The sequence below is a fragment of the Alicyclobacillus sp. ALC3 genome (genome assembly GCF_028751195.1).
Lineage (GTDB): Bacteria > Bacillota > Bacilli > Alicyclobacillales > Alicyclobacillaceae > Alicyclobacillus_L.
Genome location: NZ_CP066784.1, coordinates 2,418,157 through 2,444,635 on the forward strand (window position 1 = coordinate 2,418,157; position 26,479 = coordinate 2,444,635).

Annotated in this window: 28 protein-coding genes and 1 pseudogene; 18 read left to right on the forward strand and 11 right to left on the reverse strand. The window is 49.2% G+C overall.

The features are described 5' to 3' along the window. The first annotated feature begins 7 nt into the window (after window positions 1–7). Together JC200_RS11475 and JC200_RS11480 are read left to right on the forward strand one after the other, a co-directional pair. Entirely contained in the window at window positions 8–1,138 is a 1,131-nt protein-coding gene (locus JC200_RS11475; protein ID WP_274436384.1) for a DUF3800 domain-containing protein, read from the forward strand. 69 nt (window positions 1,139–1,207) lie between these two features. After that, entirely contained in the window at window positions 1,208–2,125 is a 918-nt protein-coding gene (locus tag JC200_RS11480; protein WP_274436385.1) for a hypothetical protein, read from the forward strand. A gap of 543 nt (window positions 2,126–2,668) precedes the next feature. Here the strand turns inward: JC200_RS11480 and JC200_RS11485 are convergent. The 3 genes from JC200_RS11485 to JC200_RS11495 form a co-directional block, all read right to left on the reverse strand. After that, window positions 2,669–3,103: a hypothetical protein gene (locus JC200_RS11485; RefSeq protein ID WP_274436386.1), complete on the reverse strand. Its 435-nt coding sequence runs from the start codon at window positions 3,101–3,103 to the stop codon at window positions 2,669–2,671. Window positions 3,104–3,424: 321 nt separating this feature from the next. Then, entirely contained in the window at window positions 3,425–3,751 is a 327-nt protein-coding gene (locus JC200_RS11490) for a nucleotidyltransferase domain-containing protein (protein ID WP_274436387.1), read from the reverse strand. Further along, window positions 3,727–4,146: a HEPN domain-containing protein gene (locus JC200_RS11495; RefSeq protein WP_274436388.1), complete on the reverse strand. Its 420-nt coding sequence runs from the start codon at window positions 4,144–4,146 to the stop codon at window positions 3,727–3,729. Before JC200_RS11495 ends, JC200_RS11490 begins: the two co-directional genes overlap by 25 nt. A gap of 743 nt (window positions 4,147–4,889) precedes the next feature. Between JC200_RS11495 and JC200_RS11500 the strand changes: the two genes are divergently transcribed. After that, window positions 4,890–5,930, forward strand: a complete 1,041-nt coding sequence (locus JC200_RS11500; RefSeq protein ID WP_274436389.1) for a 5'-3' exonuclease — start codon at window positions 4,890–4,892, stop codon at window positions 5,928–5,930. Window positions 5,931–7,512: 1,582 nt separating this feature from the next. Further along, on the forward strand, window positions 7,513–7,785 hold the full coding sequence (locus JC200_RS11505) for a hypothetical protein (RefSeq protein ID WP_274436390.1): 273 nt from the start codon (window positions 7,513–7,515) through the stop codon (window positions 7,783–7,785). A gap of 167 nt (window positions 7,786–7,952) precedes the next feature. Here JC200_RS11505 and JC200_RS11510 read toward each other — a convergent pair whose 3' ends face one another. Further along, a complete protein-coding gene (locus tag JC200_RS11510; protein ID WP_274436391.1) occupies window positions 7,953–8,699 on the reverse strand; it encodes a type 2 periplasmic-binding domain-containing protein in 747 nt (248 codons plus the stop codon). A 426-nt stretch (window positions 8,700–9,125) separates the two neighbouring features. Between JC200_RS11510 and JC200_RS11515 the strand changes: the two genes are divergently transcribed. Beyond that, entirely contained in the window at window positions 9,126–9,539 is a 414-nt protein-coding gene (locus JC200_RS11515) for an MFS transporter (protein WP_274436392.1), read from the forward strand. A gap of 242 nt (window positions 9,540–9,781) precedes the next feature. Here the strand turns inward: JC200_RS11515 and JC200_RS11520 are convergent, their stop codons facing one another. Next, window positions 9,782–10,168 (reverse strand): type II toxin-antitoxin system death-on-curing family toxin, encoded by a 387-nt coding sequence (locus JC200_RS11520; RefSeq protein ID WP_274436393.1) that lies wholly within the window; start codon window positions 10,166–10,168, stop codon window positions 9,782–9,784. Next, complete coding sequence (locus JC200_RS11525) at window positions 10,165–10,404, reverse strand: AbrB/MazE/SpoVT family DNA-binding domain-containing protein (RefSeq protein WP_274436394.1); 240 nt, start codon at window positions 10,402–10,404, stop codon at window positions 10,165–10,167. The genes JC200_RS11520 and JC200_RS11525 overlap by 4 nt, the downstream gene beginning before the upstream one ends. Before the next feature lie 741 nt (window positions 10,405–11,145). Between JC200_RS11525 and JC200_RS11530 the strand changes: the two genes are divergently transcribed. The 5 genes from JC200_RS11530 to JC200_RS11550 all read left to right on the forward strand — a co-directional run bounded on the left by JC200_RS11530 (window position 11,146) and on the right by JC200_RS11550 (window position 14,699). Further along, a complete protein-coding gene (locus JC200_RS11530; protein ID WP_274436395.1) occupies window positions 11,146–11,376 on the forward strand; it encodes a hypothetical protein in 231 nt (76 codons plus the stop codon). A gap of 485 nt (window positions 11,377–11,861) precedes the next feature. Further along, window positions 11,862–12,374: an RNA polymerase sigma factor gene (locus JC200_RS11535; protein ID WP_274436396.1), complete on the forward strand. Its 513-nt coding sequence runs from the start codon at window positions 11,862–11,864 to the stop codon at window positions 12,372–12,374. Then, complete coding sequence (locus JC200_RS11540; protein ID WP_274436397.1) at window positions 12,374–13,264, forward strand: hypothetical protein; 891 nt, start codon at window positions 12,374–12,376, stop codon at window positions 13,262–13,264. Before JC200_RS11535 ends, JC200_RS11540 begins: the two co-directional genes overlap by 1 nt. Before the next feature lie 262 nt (window positions 13,265–13,526). Next, window positions 13,527–14,132 carry a thioredoxin family protein gene (locus JC200_RS11545; RefSeq protein ID WP_274436398.1) on the forward strand — a complete coding sequence of 202 codons (606 nt, stop codon included), beginning with the start codon at window positions 13,527–13,529 and terminating at the stop codon, window positions 14,130–14,132. A 63-nt stretch (window positions 14,133–14,195) separates the two neighbouring features. Further along, window positions 14,196–14,699, forward strand: coding sequence for a DinB family protein (locus JC200_RS11550; protein WP_274436399.1), 504 nt, complete (start codon window positions 14,196–14,198; stop codon window positions 14,697–14,699). Between the two features lie 87 nt (window positions 14,700–14,786). Here the strand turns inward: JC200_RS11550 and JC200_RS11555 are convergent, their stop codons facing one another. Continuing rightward, entirely contained in the window at window positions 14,787–14,948 is a 162-nt protein-coding gene (locus JC200_RS11555) for a hypothetical protein (RefSeq protein WP_274436400.1), read from the reverse strand. A gap of 102 nt (window positions 14,949–15,050) precedes the next feature. Next, window positions 15,051–15,269 (reverse strand): annotated as a pseudogene (locus JC200_RS24460) (GntR family transcriptional regulator); the annotation flags it as partial. Window positions 15,270–15,731: 462 nt separating this feature from the next. On the opposite strand from JC200_RS24460, the gene JC200_RS11560 reads away from it, so the two are divergent. The 8 genes from JC200_RS11560 (at window position 15,732) to arsC (ending at window position 22,688) form a co-directional block, all read left to right on the forward strand. Further along, entirely contained in the window at window positions 15,732–16,247 is a 516-nt protein-coding gene (locus tag JC200_RS11560) for an RNA polymerase sigma factor (protein WP_274436401.1), read from the forward strand. After that, window positions 16,244–18,184 (forward strand): type III PLP-dependent enzyme domain-containing protein, encoded by a 1,941-nt coding sequence (locus tag JC200_RS11565; RefSeq protein WP_274436402.1) that lies wholly within the window; start codon window positions 16,244–16,246, stop codon window positions 18,182–18,184. The genes JC200_RS11560 and JC200_RS11565 overlap by 4 nt, the downstream gene beginning before the upstream one ends. Before the next feature lie 1,084 nt (window positions 18,185–19,268). Next, a complete protein-coding gene (gene arsD / locus JC200_RS11570) occupies window positions 19,269–19,568 on the forward strand; it encodes an arsenite efflux transporter metallochaperone ArsD (RefSeq protein ID WP_274436403.1) in 300 nt (99 codons plus the stop codon). A 2-nt stretch (window positions 19,569–19,570) separates the two neighbouring features. Next, entirely contained in the window at window positions 19,571–20,446 is an 876-nt protein-coding gene (locus JC200_RS11575) for an ArsA family ATPase (RefSeq protein ID WP_274436404.1), read from the forward strand. Then, window positions 20,430–21,359 (forward strand): ArsA family ATPase, encoded by a 930-nt coding sequence (locus tag JC200_RS11580; protein ID WP_274436405.1) that lies wholly within the window; start codon window positions 20,430–20,432, stop codon window positions 21,357–21,359. The genes JC200_RS11575 and JC200_RS11580 overlap by 17 nt, the downstream gene beginning before the upstream one ends. Then, on the forward strand, window positions 21,356–21,709 hold the full coding sequence (locus JC200_RS11585; RefSeq protein ID WP_274436406.1) for a hypothetical protein: 354 nt from the start codon (window positions 21,356–21,358) through the stop codon (window positions 21,707–21,709). Before JC200_RS11580 ends, JC200_RS11585 begins: the two co-directional genes overlap by 4 nt. A 135-nt stretch (window positions 21,710–21,844) precedes the next feature. After that, window positions 21,845–22,177: an ArsR/SmtB family transcription factor gene (locus tag JC200_RS11590; RefSeq protein ID WP_274436407.1), complete on the forward strand. Its 333-nt coding sequence runs from the start codon at window positions 21,845–21,847 to the stop codon at window positions 22,175–22,177. Window positions 22,178–22,253: 76 nt separating this feature from the next. Next, window positions 22,254–22,688: an arsenate reductase (thioredoxin) gene (gene arsC / locus JC200_RS11595; protein ID WP_274436408.1), complete on the forward strand. Its 435-nt coding sequence runs from the start codon at window positions 22,254–22,256 to the stop codon at window positions 22,686–22,688. A 264-nt stretch (window positions 22,689–22,952) separates the two neighbouring features. On the opposite strand, the gene JC200_RS11600 is transcribed toward arsC, so the two are convergent. The 3 genes from JC200_RS11600 to JC200_RS11610 all read right to left on the reverse strand — a co-directional run bounded on the left by JC200_RS11600 (window position 22,953) and on the right by JC200_RS11610 (window position 26,413). Next, the gene (locus JC200_RS11600; protein WP_274436409.1) at window positions 22,953–23,684 is read right to left on the reverse strand and encodes an iron-containing redox enzyme family protein; all 732 of its coding nucleotides are present in this window, start codon (window positions 23,682–23,684) and stop codon (window positions 22,953–22,955) included. 595 nt (window positions 23,685–24,279) lie between these two features. Beyond that, on the reverse strand, window positions 24,280–25,098 hold the full coding sequence (locus JC200_RS11605; RefSeq protein WP_274436410.1) for a sugar nucleotide-binding protein: 819 nt from the start codon (window positions 25,096–25,098) through the stop codon (window positions 24,280–24,282). A gap of 577 nt (window positions 25,099–25,675) precedes the next feature. Next, on the reverse strand, window positions 25,676–26,413 hold the full coding sequence (locus JC200_RS11610) for a hypothetical protein (RefSeq protein WP_274436411.1): 738 nt from the start codon (window positions 26,411–26,413) through the stop codon (window positions 25,676–25,678). Between the last annotated feature and the right edge of the window lie 66 nt (window positions 26,414–26,479).

Sequence of the window (26,479 nt, forward strand, 5' to 3'; positions counted from 1 at the left end):
TGAGTCCGTGGGTGAAGAAGTCATACAAAAGAGAAAACTGTCGCGGGAAGAGAAGCTAGAACAAGAGCGGAAAAAACTCGAACAAGAGTTGTCTGAAGGAGACTTTGGGACCTTACGTGCGCGCGTGGCGTACATTTTGAACCGCTACCCTAAGACACGAGATAGTGACATCGAACTACAACATAGGTATTGGGCGACATTTCATCCGGAGCAGTACCGGTACGGGCAAAGTGTAACTGCTGACGACATGATGAATCTAGCTAGACTAACACACCTAACTAGAATGAGAGCTAAGATTCAGAACCAGTTTGGACTATTTCTTGCTTCGGAAGGGGTAAGAGAGGAACGAAAGCGCTTGGCCCAAGCTGTGCGGGAAAACATTGTGGTAGATGGACCGATAGGTATGGATTCGAGCGCAGTGTACTGTGACGAAACAGGGAAGGATTCCACGTTTCTCGGGGTCGGTGGAGTCTGGTTCGCTAACGTACATGATTCGTGGCTTTTACAAAAACACCTCAAGCGCTGGCGAGAGTCCAATGGCGTCAAGTCCAAGGAATTCCATTTTACAAAGTTGAGTAATGGGTTACTGCCGTTTGCCATGGACTTTTTTTCCGAAGCCGTTTCTCAAGCGACGTCTTTGGGGTTCAAGGCTGTCTTTGTCGAGCGTCAAGGATTGAGACACAATCAGGAGGACACCCTTCGTGAGCTACACTATCAAGTTGTATATCATGGAATTATACATGAAAAACAAACTGGGCGGACAAGCTTTCCACGGGCTGTAACGATGTGGAAGGACAAAGATGAAGGCTGGGATCTACTACATCTACGTCGACTTCATGATGACTTAGAGGTTGCAATAGATAGACGGTTTGGTGAAGATGTCAAACTTGGTCAAGTGTTACCGGTAGGATCCCAGGACAGTTTTGTGATCCAACTGGCTGACTTGTTCATGGCCAGTCTTAATCGTGTGATGGAGCGCGAAGCTGATTCAGATCATGTGAAGGATCGGATGGCAAACCACGTACTAAGCACCTTAGGAATTACGTTTAAGAACGGGCAGCAGTTTAACCTAGCTAATCAAGACTGGGTGTCAATTGATTTCATTAGTAACGATTCGAACTTGGCCCTTTACTCGTAGGTCTAACAAGGCGATAAGTTTCACCATCGCACAGTGCTGGTCCACCATAACCGTTACGGAGGGATTATCGTGTTTATAGGTGTAGAGCGAACAGGAAACAACGAGAGGACGCTGACATTTCTAGAAAATGTTATATTAGACCCAGAACATTGGCTGGATCGAGTGCTTTTTTGTGGCTCTGAACAGGGAAGTTTGCTTCTGATGAATGCCTTGACTGTACTTAGTTTTCGAGGGTACAAGGTGGCTTACTTTAGAGAACAGGATATCTTGAACACTGGCAGCGAACCGGGTTGGTATAATAGGGGGCCAGACATTGTTGCATTGGACGGATTGTTTTCCCAGCAAAGTTTGACGGAAGAGCAAGCAGTGCGTTTACACGACTTTCTGAACATACACCAACATTCTCACCTGTGGGTCACCACCCGGCTCAGTTCAGACCAGATTTTCTCGCCAGGGGTAATTCAGAGTCTAGACAGCGGAACTACGTGGTCAAGGACATTCTTGGGTTGCAAACAGTTATTCCTCGAAACTCAGGAACTGAACAGGTTTTTGGAATTGGCTAGAAACCTCTCCACAGATGATTATAGACTAATACAAACTATTGACTTTTTGAGTCATCCTGTAAAGCCATATAATGAGTTTGAGGGTGTTTTTACGCGACATGACATTGTTAAAGCCCTTGTCAATGGAAATGACCGACAGAACAATGTCCTTACTGTTTCTACATCTGGGATCGTCGGTTTAAGGAACTTCAACCATATCAAAAACTTTCATGACATTGCTGTGAGGTCAGAGGCCTACATGGCTGGCAATGGATATGTTGGATCTGAGCCTACAACGAACGAGCTAGATGAGACTTACCTGCTATTGCTTGAGGGTTATTTAACATATCTGGAGACCGGGGAAGAACAGTTTAGGGATGTTAGGATGAGTAGAGACTCAGAGCATCAACTGTTGATAGCCATCAAAAAGCGACTGGGAAAATGACTGTATTGTATGCTACCTACTACACTGGTGCGGAACCAGCCGTAAAGTCATTCAGCAGTTTGCTTTACGGCTGAAGGCATCGAGTATTTTACCAGTAAACTTCAATCCCTTTGTGTTTCCTGTGACACTGAGTGACCCAGGACGACACTGACTTGTGAAAGTGGGATGTCTTCGTTTTTGCTCTGGTCCAGTCGTCTTCCACGCCCGTCGCAAACATCGGGGAATTTTCACCCTTCTGGTTAAGCGAGAACTCCAGTTCAGTACGGCAAGTCATCCACCCCAATCTCCCTAACAGGTATATTGTCTCCGGTGCCTCGCTCGTTCATGTAGAATCGGAAAGTATGAGTACCCGCTGCGTTTTCGCCGGCTCCGTCCAGTCCATCAGCTCGACGCGTTCGAAGTACCATCCCATCCCATCCCCATCCCCGAAATTCGCCTCTTCGAGCCCTTGTAAGGCATCATGTGGTACAAAAACTTGCCGTTTGACCCGTTACGGTGAACCCTACCACAAGTAGATGCAACCTTTTTCGCCTCGGTTTGAGTCTACCGTGCCTTACGCGGCGTGACTGCAAACAGGATGGAGTAAACGAGTATAGACAACAGGAACCCGAGAGACATCCACAACGACATCACGTTTTGTTGTCCATCTGACAAGAACGCTGCGCCTGTAGCCCAAGATACGAGTGTAGAGAGAAGTCCAGCGATGGCAAGTACAGTCCAATTACCTCGTCGGAGCATCGCGGCCATGACCAGCACGGCAATCGTAAACAGAAGCAGCAATGTCCCCGTTAGGATGTGGACGTTTGTCAGGGTGCTATGTTGAGACACCCACTTGGAAGCATCCCCTCCAGGCAAGCTAGGAATGTTCACGTATAGATTCGTCAACATCCCGAGAATAAACTGCACCCCAAATAGAAATAGCGTCGCGACGAGGGTATAACGAAGAGCTTTTACAACGCGCATACCTGTAACTGCCACGAACAAGACCTCCTTAAGCTGTATAACAGCTCACAAATATCTGTCTGTCTGATTGAGGCGATTGGTTGTTTCTAACGAATATCCTAATAGAAAAAAATCGAATAGTCAATATTGACTATTCAGTGATGATTAAACTGTGATAAGCGCAGTTACTTACGCACCCTGGATGCGCAAGAGGGCCGTGGAATGGCGACGTGCCCCGCTCACAGCGTGATCGTGAGCGGAAACACGCCGTCCGCAGAAAATAGCCCTTCCGGCTGCCAACCGGAAGGGCCTTTCAAAATAAAACTACGCACAATCTCTCGTCCATTCGTTCTTGATTTACATCAACTCATGAATTTCAATACCAGTTTGAACAATCTCATCCACAATCCCAAGTCGTTCTTCAAATTCTTTGTTTGTAAACGCCACAGGTTCCAAATCTACTTTACATCCAACTGCCTTTCGCAGGAGGTAGGTGATGCCTTCGACTCTCGATATGGATTCGAAGTAATCTGAGAAAATGGCCACATCTACGTCACTGTCGGAGCTAGAATGCCCTTTAGCAAATGAGCCGAAAATGATTGCCTTGCTCACGGGAATATCGCGTTCAATCATCTGAACATAGTCGATAACAGCGGCCTTTATTTCTTCAGGGATTGTAACCATACAAACGCCTCCTTTGATTGGGTCAAAACTTCCTTGGCCTTTTCTTGGCTGACCGCCTTTGTTAACTTTTCACGATAGGAAGGATATCTCTCCGAGATGTAGTAGGCTAACAACTCCGCAAAGAAAGGCTCAAACTTGTCCGAGAAGCTTAATACATTGGAATGTAGCGGCTCCTCTTCCTCAAACAGAGGCCTAAGAACAAAGTTGATGTTGTGAGTTCGTGGAGCTTCAGATCCTTTGTAAAGTACGAATAGTCCTTTGGCCAATTTCTCGATGGACTGTTGACACATGAAGACAACATAAAGGTATCTACCGCTTTGAAACATGGCCTCTGCAGTATCCATATCGTATTGGGAGATGTCTTCCCAGTGATTATATTTCTCCAGATTATCCAAGACGTTTCCCCCAAACTGTATACAGGAGCTTAATCGCCTTATCCATTATACCTCGATCCGTTGAGAATCAGCTTACCATCACGTTGAACTAACTCCTTTTTGAGAAATGGAGAACGTGTGACCGTGAACTTGCCATTTGCCCGGTTACGGTGCACCCTACCATAAGTGACGGCAAGTTTTTCGGAGATTTCCCTCGAGTGGCGGGGGAGGCGTGGAGAATGAGGATGCCCCCGTTTTGCCGACCTCGAGTGAGGGAGCAAATCAGGGTGTCTTTGTGTTGCGGGTAGATGCTACCGGAGCCTTGAATCCACGTCCGCTTTCTACTTCCTATGAGATGGAGCCTACTTTGGCAGCAAGGACAGGGGACAATCTCCGCACTCCGAACAAAAAACACTGGCAATGGGGCTTTCAACAAGCTCGTAATCTGCTAAAATGACCATATCTTTGGTTGGTGACGTCCCTGGTGTGCTGTTGGCGCAGCGCACATGAGCAGGGGCGTCTTTCCTTTCCTGGGATACGGTCATTTTACCCAGCAACTTTTGGACAGGCAATTACGTCAGCTTTCGGTCATTTGGCGATGGCCAAAACATCAGGATTACCGGAGGATAGGCGTCGGCGTTTATCCCTTATAGGTATCCGTGCCACACTCTGCCCGCATTCGCGCAGGTTTGTATATACTAATGTCACGGGGCTTTCAAGCGGAGAAATACTTCGTGATGCATTCTTCATGAGAGGAGAAGCGTATGAAACGGCTACTGCTGATTGACGGTTCGTCGCTCTTATTCACTTCGTTTTTCGCAAGTGCGCCGAAGGCATACTTGCGGGCACGTACTGACGAAGAACGAGACCAGGTTCTCCACAAGATGCTGAAAACCAACTCGGGTCTCTATACAAACGGTGTGCTGACAATGACCCGAATGTTGTTGAAGCTCACGTCCCAACACGGCTTCTCACACTTGGCAGTCGCTTGGGATATCAGTCGGGAGACACATCGTAAGGAGCGGTATGCTCTGTATAAGGCGCATCGACCGGAGGCAAGACCTGAACTGGGGGAACAGTTTGGCACGATGCAGCGGGTGCTGAAAGCCATGAACATCGCTCAATTCAAAGTCGACGGTTTCGAAGCCGATGACATCATCGGGACACTTGCCGACCGATTTGAACGAGAGATTCCTGTCATCATCGTCACGAAAGACCAAGATGCGCTTCAACTCGTATCCGAGCATACGAGAGTCTGGCTCCAAACTTCAAAGGCAGACGAATATCGCGAACTGTGTGGGAGTACCGGGTTGCCTTATTCCGTACCGGATGGCTATTTCGAGTTCACGCCGATCACATTCGAAGCAGTATACGGACTATCTCCGGTGCAAATGGTGGACAAGAAAGCGCTCGAGGGCGATTCATCGGACAACATTCCCGGTGTGAAGGGCGTGGGAGAAGCATCTGTTGTACCGCTGCTCCAGGAGTTTAGGACAGTCGAGGAACTGTATGCGCATATCGAGAATTTGTGCCCAGCAGACGAGGCGGCGATGAAGGAACTGTTTAAGGCACTCGGACTGAGACGGTCCCCACTATCGTATTTGCTCAAAGACCCGTCGGAAGATGGCGATTTGGTCGGGAAAAGGGCAGCCGAGCTCAGCAAGGAGCTTGCCAGCATTCACCGAACGGTTCCGATTATTATGGACGTGCAGATGGACAGCCTTCAAATCGAGATCGACCGTTTGGGTATGGTACGGGTATTTGAGGAACTAGAATTTAAGGCCTTACTGAAGGCAGCAATGTAAGCTCACCTGCTGAACCGGTCAGATAGATGTCAGGTATTCAACATTCCGTATGGACATGTCGATGTTGATAGCCGTGCACCCTGTGACGCCGATGGATACGTTGTGGCTGCGCCATGCTGAAGCTCGGTGCTCGCAGCCGGGTGACCAAGTTTTTCGTCGCCTGTGCGTCCGGACCGGACTTTGGAATGACGGTCAATGCAACCATTTTGTCAGGAGATATGGGGAGGACCCGGCTCAAATATGTATAACAGTGAAGTGGTCGCATCTTGAACCCTACCACAAGTGACGACAAGTTTTTTGGTGTTTTCCCTCGCGAGGCGGGGGAGGTGTGGAGAATGAGGACGCCAATGCCGCATGCCTCAATATGCCGGGGAACACGGTGTAGGTTATGTGCTGCTAAGCGGTGAAAAATTTCGTGATCGCACTTTCCGGAATCCCCGATATCCCCCTTCTCTGGGCGTGGCGAGCCGTGAAACGTTCTCCCGAATGAGCGCCGGAATCACACTATGATTGTTTCTTCGGAAGCGTTTTATAACTTATTGTGAATATGATGACTGATGTAACGATTCCTACCAAATCAACGAAGCCCTCGGCGGCCCACGACTCGCCTATACCCGAGAACGTCGGCGTTGTGAAGTAACTCTCATACCCACTGTCGTACAGCGCGATTTGGTGGTTGATATGGACGCAAGCTATCACTAACCCTAGCAAGGTGAACCTACTAATCCATTTCATTATGGGCTTGTTGTTCGTACGGGAGAACTGGGTAGCGAGATAGGCACAGACAAAGGCATTCACTATAGAGACCAGGAAAAACGTAAGAATCCCGAACATGCCGGCGTGTGAGAAATTATTCCGCCATCCGATGGACTTCCATAAATGAGAAATCACGATGAAATAAATAATCTCTCCAATGATGACTCCCGCAGTCTTCAACCACAACAAAGCCCATCCCTCCATGCCGAAAATTGTGAGTGTACATCGGTGCAGGTCGTCGATGGTACACCAAGTGTGTCCTATCTATTCAGAGTAAAAGAATCCTGTAGATGGATCATACATTGAAATCGCGTATGATTGTGGGCCGTAGATCAATCCAGCGGAAATTTCCTCCATGTTGTCAAGCACCCAGTTTGGGACGGGGTTTGAACAGGCTTGTGAGGTAGCTCACATGAACCCGCCTGCTCCCAGAATGTTGTCCATTACCGTTTGGCAGTCGGACCCTGGGACCCAGTAAAGTGGTGGATGATTGTGAAGATACTGCACTTCACGCAAAGCTTTTTCGGCTTCGGTAGAGGAAGTAGAGAAAACGGAAGGGGGTACCTTGCTCCGGGTTTAGTTTATGTTCTGATAAGCGCCCGGGCTCAGGAGATCGTGTCCAAGCCCGCTATAGCGCACTTTCGAGGTACGCGCGATGACGAACTAAAAAGCCAATCATGATGACATCCCACTCCTAGCGGCAGGTGCTGCGGAGGAAGATGAGTCCCCAGAATCCTGCGTACCATGCATGTAAGTGCAACACATTTGACTCATGCCTATTACGCTATGGAGCAGAAGAACGACAGAACGACGAGGAGCGGTTCCGATGGATGTAACAAATCAATTGGAACAAATAAAATCTTGTCCGAACTGTGTAAACACCGAATTTGTAGGTGGCGTAGTGAGTTCCGCTGGAATGGGTTACGGAAGAGTCAAAAAACCATCCCTCGAAGGGGATTTGCGCACTCATCAGGCGCAACTGTCGATGATGGCATGCAAAACCTGCGGCTGTGTGATTCGTTTGTTCGTTAACCGCCGGATCGACTGGAATGAAGGCAGCCCTAATGCTGGTGCATCTGTAGCAATGATTTTTCGTTGATTCTGTTTGAACATGTGGTCGATCAGGCAGTGTGCTTGTGTCGCACATGGGCAGGAATTTTCACTATCATATCCGTGTAAGAAATGTGCTTTTGCTATTGAATCAGTTACGGAGACTTCTTTCGATAGTTGGTCTTACCTAGAGTTAATAAATCGTTCCTGTCGATTTCAAAAATGAGGAAGGCTGTTGAGTTTGCTAAGCAGTTCTGGGTCGAAATCCACCCCAGCTGCTGTGACCTCTTGACGCATTACTTCAGCGATTTCGTTCTGAAGTTTTGTCTCCATATCCGGCAGATTTTCCGTTAAAACCGCCCTGGCAACCGAACTCCCTTCGGTGTTAGCCAGTTGCTGAAGTACGTCGGCATAGGCCTGCCGATAGTTTTGTATAGCATCAGATTGAACCATGTCTTCGCGGCATGCAGCGCAAAGCGTAGGATAACCCACGTCGACTCGCCCCATCACAATGTACCCGGCTTGCTTGCAGAACTCCGTAAACGGTGGATGCATAACCGCCATCGTCGCCTGCCCTATTTTTAAAGCTTCAAACCGTTGCGGTGTTCCTCCCGCCGCCACAACTTCGTATGACAAATCCGGCCTGTTTTCCCTCAGCCATTTATAGGCCAGTCTACCAAAGCCGGAGTGCGGATTGTCGACCGCCAGTACGTGTTGCGCTTTCGCGTTCTGTACCGTGACAAGTTCCAATGGCCCGACGGTTCCGGAAAGAAACGGATGAAGACCGGTTGCATCTGGCAATGACAGGTTATCCGGCGACGTATGAATCACGTCTACTTCTCCATCCTGGATGGCCGCGATTTGCTGGTCTCTCGACTTCGTGTATTTTATTTCAACTGAATCCATCAGCCAGAGCGGTAGATTGTGCGCCCCTGGAAAAACCATAACTCGAATTTGGGTCATAAGTACTCTCCTTCTGATGCTGTGACGTTGTTCAGCCGAATCTAGCGTAACTCAACTTCAAACAGTGTTCTATGCTGTGCCGAACCCGGGCAGCGTCCTGCCTGTTTTCCCGGGGCGTCGGCGACGTAGACGATACAGACTCACATGAATGCCTGAACGTTTTCCTTCACCCACTGAGAAAACGTATGTGCCGGTCTGTCGGTTACGGCTTCGACTGTATCCAACACCGGTTGAGGTTGGATTCTCGACCCGACCATCAGATCAAACAGACCATCCACAATGTCTTCAGGCATGTGTTGTGTCATGTACTGTCTGGCTATATCTTTAGGGATGCTTTGAAATTCCACCTTTCTATCCAGTACATCGCCAATGATGTCAACTTGCTCTTCTGTTGCGTTGGGAACTATCGACCCGAGACGATCAGGTATGGCCTCAGGGGTCAACAATGTCAGTCGGCAGATTGGCATCTCATTTGGAATCGCGTTCCTCGGGGCGATGCTTACCGATTGCTATAACATCTACATTGAGAATCAAATTTTGGCTCTGCATTTGCCGCACCTGAGCGCCGCGGTAAAAACACAAATTATCGCTGGCCTCCAAAAGGCGGGAACGATTGCAGCCAGTACCGGATTGAAGACGAATCCCAATCAGCCAAATCCCTACGCCCGCTCTCCATTTTTCCCCGACGTACAGACAGCTGTGAGGATTGCCTTTATTCACGGCATGACGGACATGTTGCTATGGGCAAGCGGTTTTCTTGCTGTCGGTGCACTGTCGGCATTGTTCCTGATTCGGAGAAGGGACATGTATTATCTTGGACATGACACATCCACATGTTAAGCCCGAGTATGCGCGCCAAGAGCCAGTAAAGGAGGTCTGCCGCAATGTCTTTCTGGCGATCGGTAGGAGGTTTGTTCCGGCGTAGGGAGGTCTCCGTATATGTTGCACTGAGTGACCAGTACCTGTACCACGTTACAGGAAAACTGGATTCCGAAAACGTGCAGCCTACGATACTGCGTTAAACAGAAAAATTGTAATTGTGGCGGTGAGAAAGCTGGATTCACTTCGATCACATTTCGGCTCTAATTCATGTCGTTGGTATGACTTAAAAGCCAATCTACAATGTCGTCCACGGACAAATGTTCCTCGCCGACGCGAACGACGAAATCCTCAATCTCTCGGTGCACACCGGTAATAGAAATCCAGTTTAACTGTAGAAACAAGCCTACAGCTGCAAACGCAGTCCGCTTGTTCTCGTCTTGAAATGGGTGGTTGAGTATCAACGAGTGAAACATGGACGATGCTTTCTCAATTACAGTTGGATACGCATCGCTTCCGAACACTGTTGTTTGAGGGCGTGCGACAGCTGATTCAAGCTCACCGCTATCCCGTACGCCATGCAGTCCTCCGAAGCGGTCAATCATTTGGAAATGAATGTAGAGGACCTCTTCGACGGTCAGAAACCTCATCGATTTGCCAGCCCTTTAAGAATATCTCCGTATTCGGTCACGAACCGGTCAACTGCCTCGTAAAACTTCGGTGAGATGTCAGAAGCTGAGGACGTAATTGGGCGAAGCACGATTTCCCCTCGTTCGTTACGGGTGACCTCAACAGGTTGTTCTTCCAGACGCATTTCACGAACCCAGTCGGCTGGAATCGAAACCGCAAAACTGTTTCCAGCTCTGAACACCTTTCTCACTTCCATCAATGTCTCCTCCACGGCATCAGATTATAACAATTATAACACGGACAGAGGAATTTATTGGAATTATTGTTTTCTTTCCTGGTTTCCTCGTAGCGGTGAGACGAAAATAGGCGTAGAACGGAAACTCTCTTATGTCGCATAAGGGTCCATAAATGCAACAAACAAGCCGCCTGTGCTTGATATAAGGGTCACTCAACCGGTGCATTATGGTAGTAGACGGCAGGTAGTTCAGTGTGCTCACCAATTGGACATAACACATCCACATGCTAAACCCGAGTACGCGCGCCAAGAGCCAGTAAAGGAGGCCGCCGCAATGTCTTTCTGGCGATCGGTAGGAGGTTTGTTCCGGCGTAGGAAGGTCTCCGTATATGTCGCACTGAGTGACCAGGACCTGTACCGCGTTACAGCTGGCATCTACTATCACACAAAGACTCCTGGGATGACGGGTTTGGGGGATCTAAACACTAACAATTTCATACCGGGAGATGGCAATCGGTTACCGAATACGAAATCTATGTAAAACGGGAAGATGCTGAAAGAGCTGTCTACGTAATTGGTTCAGGGGGCTTTTGAGCACCAATGCAGAACCCGTAGTCAACTTTCAGGGGCTTGAGTTGAGTGGCATTTGGCTGTGCACGTTGCATGATTATGCGTTCATGTAGGTTGATGTTTCTGTTGCTTACGGGTAGCTATGTGCAATACGGGTTCGGCAATTAAAACAACAGTTATTGGAGGTTCACCATGGAAAGAATCCTTGTCAAGACATGGCTCTACACGTTCCTCGTCACACTGTCTCTGTGTATCCTCTATGTTCCAACCTATTACCACAGCAATTTTACTGGCTCTGGCTATGTGGTATCTCTACGTGAATACGTATTAGAGTTGCTGAGAACGTCATTGTCGGTAAGTCTGATCGTCACTGCGATTGCTGCGGTGTTATTGGGGGTTCGCTTCGTTCGTAAGAAACGATGAGATGATGAATGCCCCGTAAGGAATGAGAGTGTGTGCCTGTCACAACTAGCGAGTCACTGTATGAACAAGCACTGGGCGAGGCACTGCGCTCGTTGCGTTAGCGGGAAGGTTGCCTTCATCTGATTAATTTAGAATACATATACAATTATACCGGGAGAATTTCCTCTTTGTTTAGAAATTATTAGTAATATAAAGCATCCCCTTAGAGATGTGAATGTTTGCGGGTCTGTCCATGTATGCGTTCTTCCTGCAGAAGTGGGGCAGAAAAAGAACAGAGCTATTCGAAGGGCACCTTTATTTATGGAAACACATTCCATGCATAAAGGTGTTTTTGATCATGTCGACAAGGGAGTTTTTCCGGAAATCGGCGAAGAAAGTCTTGCTCCGTCGCGTGAGCAGCACATTTTTGTCAGCTTTGACCACCAAGTGTGATGAATTCTCAGCTTCGGCAGTCTAAACAAGTGAATCGAGGTGGTCAGGGGCATATGGGCGATCACGACGAGGCGCAAGATGCCATTCAGGTCTTATATGAAAAATATGCTGGTGACGTATACCGATTTGCACGAATAATGCTTTCCAGCGATTGTGATGCCAAGGATGTTGTTCAGGAAACTTTCTTACGCGCATTTCGCTCGTGGCAGGGGTTTCGGCAGGAATCGAACCCTAAAACTTGGTTTATCTCCATTGTCCGAAACTGTGTCAATGATATGTACGGCAAGCGAAAGCGCGAATTGGCGCTGTTGAGAAACTATGAACCGCCATACCTTCGCAGCGGAGAGACTGAAGCCGAAACGGTTGTCATAATCGAGGACGCGCTATCTCGTTTGAAGGATTCCTACCGTCAAGTCGTGTTTCTTCGCCACATTGAAAACATGTCCGTGGAGGATACAGCCCGTGCCCTTGGTTGGTCAGAAAGTAAGGTTACCACGACTACTCAACGAGCGCTCAAACGACTACGTGGAATCTTAGACGATGGCAATGAAAAGGGGGCACCCTGATGAATGATGATCTTCTTGATAGACTATCCGTCATCTCACAGATCGATTTATCGCCTGTAGATAAGTCTGATTTGTGGCATAAAATTCAAGACAAGATGGGTGAGAGCAGAGCCAAGCGAACTAGGCATGGTGGGAAACGACCTAGCAGTGCGGTGGGTGGTATCGGTGCCGCAGTGGCGGGGGTAGCCATTGTGGCTGTGATGTTGACTTCACTTCACGTGTCTACTACGGGATCTCACGGAACCGGGACATTCGCTGTTGCCATCAATTCGAATTCTGTTACATCAACTCCTATGGACACATCTTCGTTTCGTAATACATTGCAAAAGTATCTTGAGCGTTACCCATTGTCGAGTAATAGTTCATCTGCTACGGTTCCAGCCGGGTCTAATCAAGCATTAGCGTCACTGCCAGCGAGCAATAAAATTTCGGACCTTGCAATTCGCTGGAGTCAAGTGCTAGACAATAAATACGGGTTCGCGTTCGTCACATATCTGGCAAACGGAAAACCTGGGATTGCAGATGTCCTGGCACTCAAAACAGGGACAGATAAATGGGAGGTCACCCAGCTCGACAATACGCCATCCACAATCTCTGTCTCTGCCATAGCGAAGAGGTTCCCCGTCTATACGATTGAGGCATCCGGTGGTGCTGGTTTTAATACAAACACGCCTGCTCAGGTTAGTTATGAGTTTATGGCAGGGCTTATCGTCAATCGGTCAATCACACGAGTGGAGGTTGTTCGAACAGGAGGGGGTGGCGTAAATGTGCCAATCACTAATGGAGCGTTTGGATATGTTGAATTCGGTTCAAGCGGTAATCCGATTCCAAACGGTTCCCCGACGGTCAAAGCCTACGACAACCAGGGACACTTAGTGTATAAGCAGTGAACGGGTTATACGACGGGAGCAACTCGCTTCACTTGGGCACGAGTTAAGTCCTCCACGGCTTGCAAATCATCCTGTACGAAAGCATTCATCATATTGGGGGCGTGGGACTTACGATTCGAGGCATCCATCTCGCTGAAGGGGTCAGAAAGCGTCGTTCTTGTTGACTTTCATCTGACCACTAAAAACTATCCCAAACTGACCGTTTTATGCAGGCAGCGTTCGTCTATAGTATGTATATCTTTCGCAGAAAGGACGCTGCAACGTGACAGAGAAAATAAACCTGAAGCATGAAGTGGGGCGGGGTATATCACCTCAGCAATTCATGGACGGAATGCACACTTTGACTATGGAACTCAGTAATATCCCTGATACGAAAGCACAATTCCTCCAGAACTACGACCACTTTAACTGGCATCATCAGAGCGATGAGCGCTTCTTCTCCGAACTGACGCAGAAGTCAGGCATTCACTGTCTCATTCTTGGTACGGATTGGTGCCCGGACGTCATTTGGAATGTGCCAGTGCTATTTCGGGTCATGGAGCAAGCGGGCATAGCAACAGAAGTCCTGCCTATGGAGGAGCATCCGGATACAGTGGACCTGTTTCTGATAGACGGCGGGAGAGCACAACCTATCGCCTTGTTGGTGAATGGCGCCGGAGACGTTGTTGGAAAGTGGGGACCACGTCCCGCTTATATTCAAGCTGTCATGGATCAGTTCAAGCGCGATCATCCAGACCGCCAGTCCCCAGAGTACAAGGAGCACATTTCATACGTGTACCGCAAAATTGGTGCATTGTATCATGATGTAGCAAGATATCAAGATGCGATGATCGCGGAACTTCGAGCACTGTTAACAGACTTCGCGTAAGGAAAGTCTGTGCCAGGGGCGTATCGTTAGCGTCCTAAGACATTTTATGTGGAGGAATGCTGTGTGTATGTGACGATTGCAGACTTTATGAAGGAATGGAATCGAGAAGCCATGCTCACACAAGAAGTTCTGGATGGCTTGACCGATGAGTCTTTGAAACAGAAAGTATATCCTGAAGGTCGTACATTGGGGAGAATAGTGTGGCACATTACGACTAGCATCCCAGAGTATCTGGCGCATTTTGGCCTCAAGGTCAATACACTTGTCAATGGGCAAGATGTTCCAACGTCAGCTCAAGAAATTGCCGCAAGCTTCGACAAGGTAAGTGCCGAAGCGTCTCAGGCCATTGAACAGCAGTGGACAGATGAGTCTCTAAGCCAGGTACAGAATGCGTTCGGAAGAGAAGAGTCAAATGCTACGATTCTCATGGGGCTCATTAAACATATTGTTCATCATCGAGGACAAGCAACAATTCTTATCCGTCAGGCGGGACTCAAGCCCTATGGTGTTTATGGACCACCGAAAGAAGATTGGGTTAATTTGGGTGTCGAAAATCCACCTGCTTAATGGACTCCGAAAACGTGTTGTCTCGGATACTGCGTTAAACAGAAATGGGCACAGGGAGACCCTCTAGGGCGATTCCCCATCCGTTGGTCACGTTCTCGATGACTTGCAATACCACCAAGACACCCCCATAAACCACGGCCAGCCCCACCGCCAGTAACGCAGTATGAACGCAAACGACGCGTCGTCCAACGCCCTTTTCTGGCCATACCGACGCGTAACTTCGGACACAGCAATCACGTTTGTCGTCACTTCTCGGTCCCTCCTTGGGATCGCACTGCCTCGTGAATCAGCGCGATCAGAGTATCAGTGTCCAGGCCAAGTGTGACAGGCCTCACGCACAAGGGGCTCTCCCTAATCCTTGGCAAAGCGCCTACGTCGCAGTTGGAGTATGCGCTCGCGGGCTCCGGTAGTCACGAACATGCCGATGCCGCGATCTTTCGTCAACAGACTTTGTTCAACGAGGAGGTTGATTCCCTTCACCGCTGTGGTTGGGTTAATCTGATAGTATGTCGCCAACTCATTGGAAGATGGACCTCGCTGACCCTCATCTAGCGAACCGTCCGCGATTTGCTGCGCGAGACGATTGCGAGAATGGTAAGGGCCGCACTTGAACCTTGCCTACTGCCTTGGACAGCTTGACTCTCCCCTCTCCCTATATAGTCACAGATAATTCGTCACAATTGACTAATCGGCAGCATTGTAGACCGTTTTGGCCAAAATACTCAACGATGACTATAATGACATGGCTTACGTCCTGTTCTCAATAACTGGGTGAGAGGCGAGACGGAGAGACTGTTCACTCCCCCCCGAACCGACTGGCCCTGCTTCAGCACCCGCTTGTGTATTCGATCCGGCCGGCCTCCTCAAACTGTAGAGCCACAGTGTTATCCCCAAAATATTGATATTATTACCAGAGTGAACAGGAAACTAGTCTTTCAGCGAGAAGTTTCTATCCAAATGAACTGGCAGCGGTGTGTCCGATTCTGTTGGCGCACGTCTAATGTGTGAAGGGGATGACGTGGTGAGCGAACATTGAGTAGCCCAGGCGGCGTTGAAGAGGCAATCGAGTTACTGTACGAGCGGTACGCTCATGACATATACCGGTATGCGCTGCTGAACCTGAGCGACGGCGGGGTTGCCAAAGATGTGGTGCAAGAAGTCTTTTTGCGCGCATTTCGGTCATGGGGCTCCTTTTGCCGTGAATCGAGTGAAAAAACCTGGCTGATTGGCATCGCGCGCAACTACATGATCGATTTGACTCGGAAGAAGAAAACGGAACAAATGGTCCTGGTTTGTCTCGTTCAGGACGGGTGGCGATCGGATGGCCTAGGACCGGTCGAAATGCGGATGATGTTACAAGCAGCCCTAGCGCAGCTGCGCGACACGTACCGCCAGGTGTTCGTCTTGCGGCACGTGCAGCAACACTCCGTCGAAGAGACCGCGCAAGTGCTCGGGTGGACGCAGAGCAAAGTCAAAACGACGGACCAGCGCGCCATTGCGGAACTTCGCCAGATTATGGGTCTGGGTGTGGAGGTGACACAATCGTGACGGAAGACAGAGACGTGATTGAGCCGTTTGAATCCTTGAGAGAAATCATCATGCCGGCACAGGAATACGACGAGGCGTGGGAAGCGGTCTCCCGGGAAATGAGGCCCGCGCAGCAGCACAGTACAAAGCCGCGCAGAAAGCGAAGGAGTGCGGGAGCCGTCGCGGCAGCCGTCGCCGGTGCAGTCGTGGTAGTGGGGGCTGTGGCCGGGATTGTCCATTATAGCGGGGTGGGAGCCGGGAAGCCGGTGACCGCTGCGAACCGTTCGACCGGGCCGTCTGCTGCAAAGGTGAAGCCGGGACAGTGGTCAGCGGTTGGCTCCGTCGGAGAAACAGCGGGCGGTGTCCGAGCAATGGCCGAGAGGAATGGTGTCTTGTACGCCGCCACCGCACTTGACGTGATGTTTTACCATGGCGGCAAGTGGCATCTGATGAAGGGGTCACCGATGAGTGTGAAGAGCCTGCAGAGTACGAGCACAGCGATGTACGCGGCGAATACGAGTGGGGTTTGGGAATACAGAGGTGGGACATGGATGCGGCTTCCAGGGGCACCGAATGGAATTGTCGGCATTGCGCAGTATCAAGGGACGCTGTACGCGACGACCGTGCAGAAGCTCTACCGCCTGGTTGGCGGTAAGTGGAAAGTGATGGCGAACGCACCATCGGGCGTCCAATCGCTGGTGGTCGCAAACGGGCTGCTGTACGCTGCCGCCACGAGCCAGTCAAACCACGGGCTGTGGACGTTAAATCAAAAGACTTGGTCGCCTGTGGCCGGCGCGCCATCGGACATCATCAGTGTCTACGTCACGCAGAGTGCGACATATGTAAGCTCGCCGGGAGCGGTCTGGATGGACAAGAAGGGAACGTGGACAAAACTGCAGGGAGCTCCGACACAAGTGGTGATGTTCGACGTGATGGCAGGCGTCTTGTACGTGAGTAGCTGGGGAGGCCAAGGCAACAACCGCGTGTGGCAGTATAATAACGGCGCGTGGACCGTACTGCCCGGGGCAAACTTCGCCACCACGACGCTGTTGCACATGAACGGCGTGCTGTATGCCGGGTCCCTGTACAGCAGCAACGATATCTACGCATATCACAGTCGGACACATGCGTGGTCACATGTCGGTAAAACATTCTCCCCCAACTACGCGTTGAGCCTTGCCCGAGTGAACGGGACACTGTATGCGAACACGTTCTCTGGAATCTTCGCGTACCGCAGCGGGGCGTGGAACTTGTTGTTCGGGACGCCAACGGGGACGGCCGCCCTGGCATCGTTTGACGGACAACTGTTTGCAGCGAGTCAGGACGGGGTATGGGCGTATCAGGGAGGTGCGTGGCAGCACTTCGCAAACACGCCGAAGAATATGGATGTACTCACGGTCGGCAATGGACAACTGTACGGCGGAGTGCAGACGGGGACGAGGTATCCGCAGACAAATCAAGGTGTTTGGGTGTATCGGAACAACCAGTGGTCGCCGGAACCAGGCGTTCCGAGCCAAGTGACGGTGCTGCTTGCTGTCAATGGGAAGCAGTACGCGGGAACGGAGTCCGGCATCTACCAGTACGCACACGGCCAGTGGAGCTTCATCAAAGGGTCTCCGAAGTCCATAACGGCGATGGCTGTAAATAACGGCGTGTTGTACGTCGGCAGCGGGGGGAACACCAACCAGACTCTGTGGTCCTACACGGCTGGGACGTGGAAAGGGGTCGGTAACTGGCCGGCTGGTGCCGTGGCTGGGGGTGTGACCTGTCTGCAAAGTGTCCACGGCGTCCTGTACGTTGGCACCGGCGAGGGCGTGTGGGTGTACCAAAACGGACAGTTGAAGCAGGAACACAATGCGCAGGCGCTCGGCCCTGTCATCTATCTCACACAGTCCCACGGCGTGATGTACGCGGCGACGTCGAACGTGGGCGTGCAAGCGATGACACCGGTGAAGTAAGGTGAAGCACGTCTCCCCACTGAGCGGCGACGACCTTTGGGCGCCGCTCTTCCTTTTTTGCAGTCTTCGTCGACGAAGCTGCAGCTAAAACTGAAGATGCGTACATCCGATTAAATGAGCTGTCAATGGGTAGTTGACGGGGTGTCTTTGTTTGCGGCAAGGGCACGCTGTGCCTTTTTGGTGTATCATGGAAATGAAACGAGCAACTCTTCTTAATAAACGAATAGAAGAAACCAACAACTTGCTTTTGTCAGCAGTCAGGTTGGAGGTGTAGAGAAGTGTGGTCGAATATTTGGAGATCAATTCTTCTTACTTTCGTGATATCGATTGGTGCGTCGCTACTCTCCTACATTGTGTCACCTTTAATCAGTAGGGCTGTTGATTTAGCAATTAGCTTAAACCTGATGATTTGCTTAATCTGTTTAATAGCATACGCCTTTTCGGCAGCATTTTGGCTGACTAGGCAACGAACCAGATTCCACGACCTTATGTCAGTCGGTGTCGTACCTTTACTGATTGGTTTTCCGTTAGACACGGTTTCGAGTCCTCCATACGGACCCACTTTAACGCTGTGGAACGGTTATTTGGCACCGCTTGAGAATATTGCGCGCCATTTCAATGCAGTGATTTTGACCAACCACTTTCTTCTTGTCTTCGAAATCCTATTGCCTCCATTGCTCATGTGGGGAGGTTTAGTGGTGAAGCACAGAGCACCATGATGGTGTCCCGGTGGCGGTAATCAATTTGGAGCGATTGTGCTAAGGGACTTCACCACGACGTGCATGAATATTGGCTCCTATTGGCGGCTCTGAATTGTCGCTATTGGGCAGCAGTGTTTCAAAAATCGTCCGCGACAAGAAAGGTTCTTTCCGACTGGTCTTGCAAAATGAGTTTTCGTCGCATAGTATATAAGTATATTTTTATATGCAACTACAAAGATGGCGATTGGGAGTGAATGAACTCACACAGGAACTGCTTCAGGTAGCGGCTGCCGTGGCTGTGGGATGTACGGAAGGTTCGTCATAAAGGTGTGGCTCGGGAAGCTGTAGCTCCCAATAAAGGTATGGACGAGGAGGAATCGGGAATGAAAATAGACTTTTTTGATCCAGACATGTGTTGCTCTACCGGGGTGTGTGGTACCTCTCCAGACCCAGAATTAATTCGCGTAGGTGAGATGGTGGAGAAGCTCAAGACGGACGGCCACAGCGTGGCTCGTCACATGCTGAGCCGGGATTCGGCAGCCTTCACTTCGAACAAGCACGTATATGAAACCATGTTGAAGCAAGGCTTGACAGTGTTACCGATAGTCACTGTGGATGGGGAAATTCGAACCATGGGTCGCTATCCGCAAATGGACGAATTGTTTGCAACAAGGGAGTCCTAATCATGACCAGGTATCTTTTCTTTTCAGGGAAAGGTGGTGTCGGAAAGACTTCACTTTCTTCCGCTACAGCCGTCATGTTAGCGAAGCAAGGCGCGAGGACGTTGTTGGTCACGACAGATCCGGCTTCGAACTTAGGAGACGTGTTTGGGCAAGAAGTGGGTCTCGAAGCCCGAGCGGTTCAAGGGGTCCCGTATTTGTTCATTCAGGAGATTAACCCGAATCAAGCCCTCCAGACCTATAAAGACCGGGCCTTGGCACCTCTTCGAGAGTTATTTCCGGACGAGTTTGTGCGGGCAGCCGAAGAAAAGATGAGTGGGCCTTGTACGGAGGAAATCGCGACTTTTGACCAGTTCATCGCTTGCATGCATCAGCCCGACTACGAATGGGTGGTGTTTGATACGGCACCCACGGGCCACACACTGCGCTTGCTGGAATTGCCGAGCAGTTGGAGTTTGCACATTGAGGAAAGCGCACAGGGAAGTGGGCAAACGTGTATTGGCAGTGTGGATGCCCTTGCGGCCTCTAAGGAACAATACGACAACGCGGTGCGCGCGCTGCAAGACCCGGATACAACCACGTTTGTGTTTGTCACACAGCCTGCCCGACTGCCGATGGATGAGATGCTGCGTTCGGCGGGTGAACTACAGAAACTGGAGATTTCCAATCAGATCGCGATTGTGAACGGGGTGATTCCGGAAGACGAACGTACTCACCCCTATTCCGGTCGAAGGTGGCAGAAGCAAGAACCGTTTATTCAGGACTTGAGGTCTCGCTTTGCGGGTTCGATAGGGTACATGCCTCTCTATGCAGACGAGGTCAAGGGGATCGCGATGTTGGAGCAAGTCGGGAGGGATTTACAACATGCCATTCAACTATGATACGTTGCCTGCCGATTTACTTCTGCCTCGTCGCGGAAAGCGCCGAAGAATTTTCCTGGCTGGAAAAGGGGGCGTCGGAAAGACGACGCTCGCGTCCACAACGGCGCTGTTTGCAGCGGATCAAGGCTTCAAAACGTTGCTTGTGACCACCGACCCTGCGGCTCACATCGGGAACGTATTCGGTCAGACGGTCACGTCAGTCCCACGTCAAATTTCTAGCTCAAATCTATGGCTAGTACGAATTGACCCAAAGGTGGCGTTTGACGCCTACCGTAACCAAGTCCTGAACTCGCTGGAACATCAGTTTCAAGACACCGAGACTGTCGAACGCGTCAGTGAGGAATTGAATTCTCCGTGCACAGAAGAAGTGGCTGTCTTTCAGGAGTTTCTTGATTACGTTTTGAGTGACGAGTTTGATGTGACGGTGTTTGATACTGCCCCGACGGGCCACACCGTCCGCCTTCTGCAGTTGTCTTGGGATTACGAAAAAGAGCTCGAGTATAAGGATGCCTTTACGGCGGAAACGGCGGCTTTGGACGATGCCCAATTGGCTCGGATGAATACAGCGATCCGCACGTTACAGGATGAAGAAGAAACAGGGATGTTATTCGTCACGTTGCCGGAATCGACGCCCATTGCAGAAATGGAGCGAGCGATTGCAGACTTGGAACGAACTCACATTTACACGCAAGGCATTGTAGTGAATCAGGTACTTCCTGAAGAGGCTGCGACCAGTCGCTTGTTTGGTAAGCGTCTTGAATCACAAATGGGGCACATTGACCGGTTGAAACAACGCAACACTAACCGAACCATTGCTGTTGCGACCTTGCAAGACGATGAAATCATTGGCGCGGACCTGTTGACACGCTTCGCCAATGAAATCATTGAAAAAACGAAGGAGGCTATACAATGAGCGGAAAAATTGCGATTGTGATTAACTCTGGATGGGATCAAAAAGATAAAGTAACATCGGGAATGCATGTAGCCAAGCGGATTTTCGACGCGAAGGAAGAGAATCAGATTGATGCGGTGGAGGTCTTCTTGTTTACGGGGGCCGTAAAGTTACTCGAATCCGTACCGCCAGAAGTAGACAAGATTTTGACTGAACTACAGGAAGCAGGTCTGGTCGTTGGAGCTTGCTCGAATCAAGTAAATAACTGGGGATTGACGAATCCAGCTGCTAAATACAGCATTAACTTAGAATTTGCTCGTGATGCTTTCTCCCGGTACGCTCGGGAAGGATATACCGTCTTAACGTTCTAAGGGAGTATGGCACATCGTGCGACGTGGTTCCTTAGGAAGAGCCCTTGAAGTTACGGAATAAGAAGTAATTTGAGCGAAATGATGAACATGGAGTTGAGACTCCTTGCTCTGTCGTGAATGGAGGTGCACAATCTATTGACCGGCACATTTGAAGAATTAGCAGAAGTATACAAGGCCCTCGCCGATAAAACTAGGCTACACATGCTCGCGCTGTTAGAGCTTGAAGAGCTATGTGTATGTGAACTCGTTGCCATTTTTGACATGTCTCAGCCTGCGGTCTCACAACACCTGCGGAAATTGAAGCAAGCAGGATTGGTCAAAGAACGCAAAACAGCACAATGGGTCTACTATTCCGTGGACCACACAAAGTTCTCGTTACTGCAGAATATTGTAGACAGCTTGCCCCATGTAGAGAATGAGATTGAGCTATTAAAGTCGAAAGGATTGCGGGTGCAGTGCACCTTATAGGAACTGGATATTCCAACTGAAAATTTGTGACACGATTGGATGCCATCCGAAATTTGTGTCCAAGGAGAGATGGGTTTTGGAGAAACCGATTGTTTACTTTATTTGCACGGGAAATTCGTGCCGTTCACAAATGGCCGAGGGGTGGGCACATCATTTTGCTGGGGACAAGGTAACCGTACTGAGTGGCGGCATCGAAGCACATAGTCTGAATCCCAAAGCCATACAAGTGATGCAAGAAGCTGGAATAGATATGTCCAATCATACGTCGGACTTAATTGACACCGACGTATTGAACCATTCGGATTATGCCATTACCTTATGTGGCGATGCGTATGACAAGTGCCCGGTGACGCCCACCCACGTGAAACGCTTGCACTGGGGATTTGAAGACCCGGCGCGAGCAGTGGGGACCGAAGAGCAGGTCATGAACAAGTTTCGAGAAGTCCGGGATGCCATTAAGGAGCGCGTGCAGAGTTTTGTCAAGGAACTCGAAAACGAAGTTGGACAGTGACATGTCCACAAACGGACAGAATCAAGTGCTGGTACCTTTGCATGCTCTAGAATAGACATTTTTCCTCGTCGGCAAAGTCGACGTCGAGTACATGGGCTTGATGCCTCTTGTTGGCGTGCGGGTACAGGAAGCGACCACGATACCCTAGGGGGACCGTTCTAAGGTGTTTCGCGATCCCGACGGCAATCCTCGTCAACTTCTCCGCGCCAGTGACCGAGGAAGCGATCAAGCGGTACAGAGGCAGACGTTGAATATCCTGAGGTTTTACTCTTTGATTCGGATCATTTCCTCATGAAGTTTCGCGTACATGACTGCCTCAGAACGCGCGATTTCACGTCCGGTGTCGAGCATAATATTTAAATCGTCCGGTGAAGTGTATTGGGCAAGAATGTCTTTACACAGTTGGTAGTGGTGTGGTTCATGTTCATCTGCATGAACGTCCCAGAAGAGAACGTTTAGCTTTTGCTGCTGATTATAAGATGGATGTTGCAAACCTTTGGAAATCATACCCATAACTTCTCCGGCGAACATTTCAGAACCCAGCCCAACGGCTGCCATCGCTTGCAAAGGAGTCGCGTTACGGAAGAACTGAATAAAGGTATCGATCGCCTCACTGACAGCCAAGGACATTGGTGCGGTTGGTACCCCTTGGTGATCTACAGTAATATCAGGGTCCACGGAGAAGAGAAATGTCTTATAGAGTTGCTCATGTGACTTGCCTTTTAACCCACGCCCAGCTTCATCCCAGAGGTTGTCAGCTAATGGCACCCACCATGTATCTACAGGCGGCATGGCAGAAATGGCTGCGCCTAAGACTCGCGGAAAGTGTCTGCTGTAGTAGGAATATTGGATGGCAAAGTACTTAATTTGGGAGAGGGTATATGCCCCTTGAAGGAGATGTTTGAAAAATGCGCCTCCCATAAAATCCTCTTTGACCACTTGTCGCATCTTCTTCTCGACATCTATGTAATTTTGACTTGGTGAAACTCCTTGCATGATAACCCTCCTCAAAACACGATTTTATCATAAGTAAGGACCCATTGGGCAAACGCACATTCCATAACCGTTATGGTATGGGATTGTCTGTAGGGGGAGTGGACATTTCGCCGCGTCGAGAGCAATTGATGGGGACGAGCACTTTATAATCTCTTGTACTTATGATGTCTTGTACCATATCAGCTCGGACTCGAATATGGCTGATTAATCGACCATTGACTGTTACTGCTGCGCCATTTTGTCCACAGGCTGACGGTGTCTGTTGTCCTAATCCTGACGGACAGGATGTCCGAGTTTAACTTAACTCGTCATGGCGACGAGGTAAAATGTCCACACAGACACTTTGGTTGACACAAGCGTAGATGACGGCGCATGTTGTCCGTATCAAGTTATTTTCGGGCGGATTGGACACTGACACCAGACTTCCCGTGGGAACCATATCCTTGTTATGTAGGACTTCCGGCGCCTCGCAGCAGCGATTGTACCGACTGTGAAGGAGCCAATGCACCCAACTGTTGTTGTATATTTATGCAATTTGCAAATGCGGCTCTTCTTGCACATCTTCCCCCGTTAACGCAGGAAAGGTTGTTTATCATTACCCGAGTAAATAAGAGATGATGTCTTCGTTGGTGCTCAGAAGATAATCTGGGATATCATCACGTAGTGAATTAAGTCTAAAATAACAAGTCTCGGCTTTGTCGCCGTACAAACGGTATCGTAGCAAATTCTTGTCCCTCCCGAGTTTGTTTAAGATGTGTTCGTAAAACTGAGCATGAGTCATCATATCCACCGATCCCAAGTGAAATATTCCATTTAATTCATTTTCAATAATGAATCGTAGCTGCTTGGCTAACACAATATCCACAAGATTATTGTTGATGAGGTTGCTGTAGACATCTATAACTGCATTGTTTCTGATGTTTTCCTGTAATGAGTTCCATCTTGGAGCATCCTTACCCCATATTGCTGGGATGCGGATAATAATCGCTCGATCACCCAAGATGTTATTTAGGATAGTTTCGCATTCAATCTTAAAAGTTCCATAATCTGATTGAGCAGTTGGTATGTCATTTTCCACGTGGGGTTTTGATTCGTCCCCATCAAATACATTTGTTGTGGAAAAGTAGTACATTCGACTGGTATTGTTTTCTAATTCTATAGCCAGTTCCTTATGAAGGATGAGCTGTTGTTTAAATTCCCCTCCTACACACGAGATGACGATATCAGGGTTGATTGAACGGGTAATTTCACTTAGCTTATTAATGTCCTGAATGTCCACCCGGAACTGTTTGTCACTTGGGAGTTTGGTTAGCGAAGAATTATATGTTCCGTAGACATCAAACCCACCTTGGAGTTCCTCACTCAAAGCCCTTCCTACAAGTCCACTTGCTCCAATAATAAGCACCCTTTGCATTACAACTTTCCTCCGATCGACGCCATTTTCTAGTAAACGAATAACGCAGCAAAAAGGATACGCGGTTCCAATCGCCAGGACCAGAAGTGCAAGAACTATAAACAAAACCGTCAGTCTAGTGTTCAATATTTAGACCATTTTTGTACTGCTCCGTCATGACTATTCATCATGCCCTAGAGTGACAGGGTCGCTGTCCATCAGCCAGCGCACAATAATGCAAGCAAGCACCAAGGTTGCTTGCTGCCGAATGGCTTTGAAAATCAGGAAATCGAATCAGAACGAAGCAGCCCCATAACCACTTGGTCCGTTGGTACGCCTTTAACGAGAACTGCTTCTCTCAATGTCCCTTCAATCTGGAAACCAATCTTTAGATACGCCTTTATCGCTCGCTCGCTCGTTCCCACTCCGTCACCGCATTCCCATGAACCACTCTACTCTCTCCCTCAAAAATCGCTTGTTGCCGTACTGACGATAACTGCCCTGTTAGTACCACAATACACCAGTCGAGTGTCATGTATATTCATGCACAGGCGGCTTGTCGCGTTTATACCCCCGTTTGTTCAGTAGCGGATACCTCTTACTGCTGTGCCCCCAAGAAAACCATGGAACCTGCCATTTGTTCAATCTGGGCTTGTGATACGGTTTTCAAACTTGAGTAAAGGCTGATGTAGGTCTTACCCATCGAATCCATAAAGTAGTAAGTGGTTCCGCCTGTTGTTGAATCGGACACGTACCAAGTACCAGTTGCTCCGTTCGAGAGTTTAACTGAATTGGATTTGCGAATAGCCAACTGCGATGGTTGTTGACTTCCAAGTGATACGGTGAACCCTCTAAAATCCAAACTTACGTATGCTCCGAACACCACATTCGCACCAGAATCGGCATTTAGAAATTGTTGTCCTTGCGGAACTTGGTTAGGGACATATACCTTGCGACCGTTCCCGAACGTCATTGCGTTTGAGTTTCCGTTGACTCTATTGACGGACGTCTCAATCGTTTTGATTTGAGCGTTGGTTAAATTTAGATGTACCATGCTTGCACTTGTTGTTGAACTAGGTCGTGTGGTGTTACTGGTTGTTTGGTCTGTACTTGTTGCATTTGTGCCTGTTGTTGTATTGGTAACCGAATTGGTCGAAGCGTTTGCTGGTAAGTTTGTGCTTGTATTTGTTGCAGTGTTCGTCACTGCCTGATTACTCGTGTTTGTGGGAGCGGGAGCAGAGCCACCAGTTGTACTGTTGGCATTACCACACCCTACAAGAATTCCTACAATGCTTACTGCAACTCCGCCTGTTGCCCACTTCTTATACTTGTTCATTAAGTGAATGCCTCCCCACGTTGATTACAACAGTTAGACGGAGTCATCCCGCTATTTGGTTACGGT

Excerpts from the sequence above, each read along its gene's own strand:
- JC200_RS11505 (WP_274436390.1), top strand. The coding sequence starts at position 7,513 with ATGGATGTAACAAATCAATTGGAACAAATAAAATCTTGTCCGAACTGT.
- JC200_RS11610 (WP_274436411.1), bottom strand. The coding sequence starts at position 26,413 with ATGAACAAGTATAAGAAGTGGGCAACAGGCGGAGTTGCAGTAAGCATT.
- JC200_RS11605 (WP_274436410.1), bottom strand. The coding sequence starts at position 25,098 with ATGCAAAGGGTGCTTATTATTGGAGCAAGTGGACTTGTAGGAAGGGCT.
- JC200_RS11500 (WP_274436389.1), top strand. The coding sequence starts at position 4,890 with ATGAAACGGCTACTGCTGATTGACGGTTCGTCGCTCTTATTCACTTCG.
- JC200_RS11530 (WP_274436395.1), top strand. The coding sequence starts at position 11,146 with ATGGAAAGAATCCTTGTCAAGACATGGCTCTACACGTTCCTCGTCACA.
- JC200_RS11515 (WP_274436392.1), top strand. The coding sequence starts at position 9,126 with ATGGCCTCAGGGGTCAACAATGTCAGTCGGCAGATTGGCATCTCATTT.
- JC200_RS11600 (WP_274436409.1), bottom strand. The coding sequence starts at position 23,684 with ATGCAAGGAGTTTCACCAAGTCAAAATTACATAGATGTCGAGAAGAAG.
- JC200_RS11585 (WP_274436406.1), top strand. The coding sequence starts at position 21,356 with ATGAGCGGAAAAATTGCGATTGTGATTAACTCTGGATGGGATCAAAAA.
- JC200_RS11580 (WP_274436405.1), top strand. The coding sequence starts at position 20,430 with ATGCCATTCAACTATGATACGTTGCCTGCCGATTTACTTCTGCCTCGT.
- JC200_RS11520 (WP_274436393.1), bottom strand. The coding sequence starts at position 10,168 with ATGAGGTTTCTGACCGTCGAAGAGGTCCTCTACATTCATTTCCAAATG.
- JC200_RS11490 (WP_274436387.1), bottom strand. The coding sequence starts at position 3,751 with ATGGTTACAATCCCTGAAGAAATAAAGGCCGCTGTTATCGACTATGTT.
- JC200_RS11510 (WP_274436391.1), bottom strand. The coding sequence starts at position 8,699 with ATGACCCAAATTCGAGTTATGGTTTTTCCAGGGGCGCACAATCTACCG.
- arsD (WP_274436403.1), top strand. The coding sequence starts at position 19,269 with ATGAAAATAGACTTTTTTGATCCAGACATGTGTTGCTCTACCGGGGTG.
- JC200_RS11525 (WP_274436394.1), bottom strand. The coding sequence starts at position 10,404 with ATGGAAGTGAGAAAGGTGTTCAGAGCTGGAAACAGTTTTGCGGTTTCG.
- JC200_RS11575 (WP_274436404.1), top strand. The coding sequence starts at position 19,571 with ATGACCAGGTATCTTTTCTTTTCAGGGAAAGGTGGTGTCGGAAAGACT.
- JC200_RS11540 (WP_274436397.1), top strand. The coding sequence starts at position 12,374 with ATGAATGATGATCTTCTTGATAGACTATCCGTCATCTCACAGATCGAT.
- JC200_RS11535 (WP_274436396.1), top strand. The coding sequence starts at position 11,862 with ATGGGCGATCACGACGAGGCGCAAGATGCCATTCAGGTCTTATATGAA.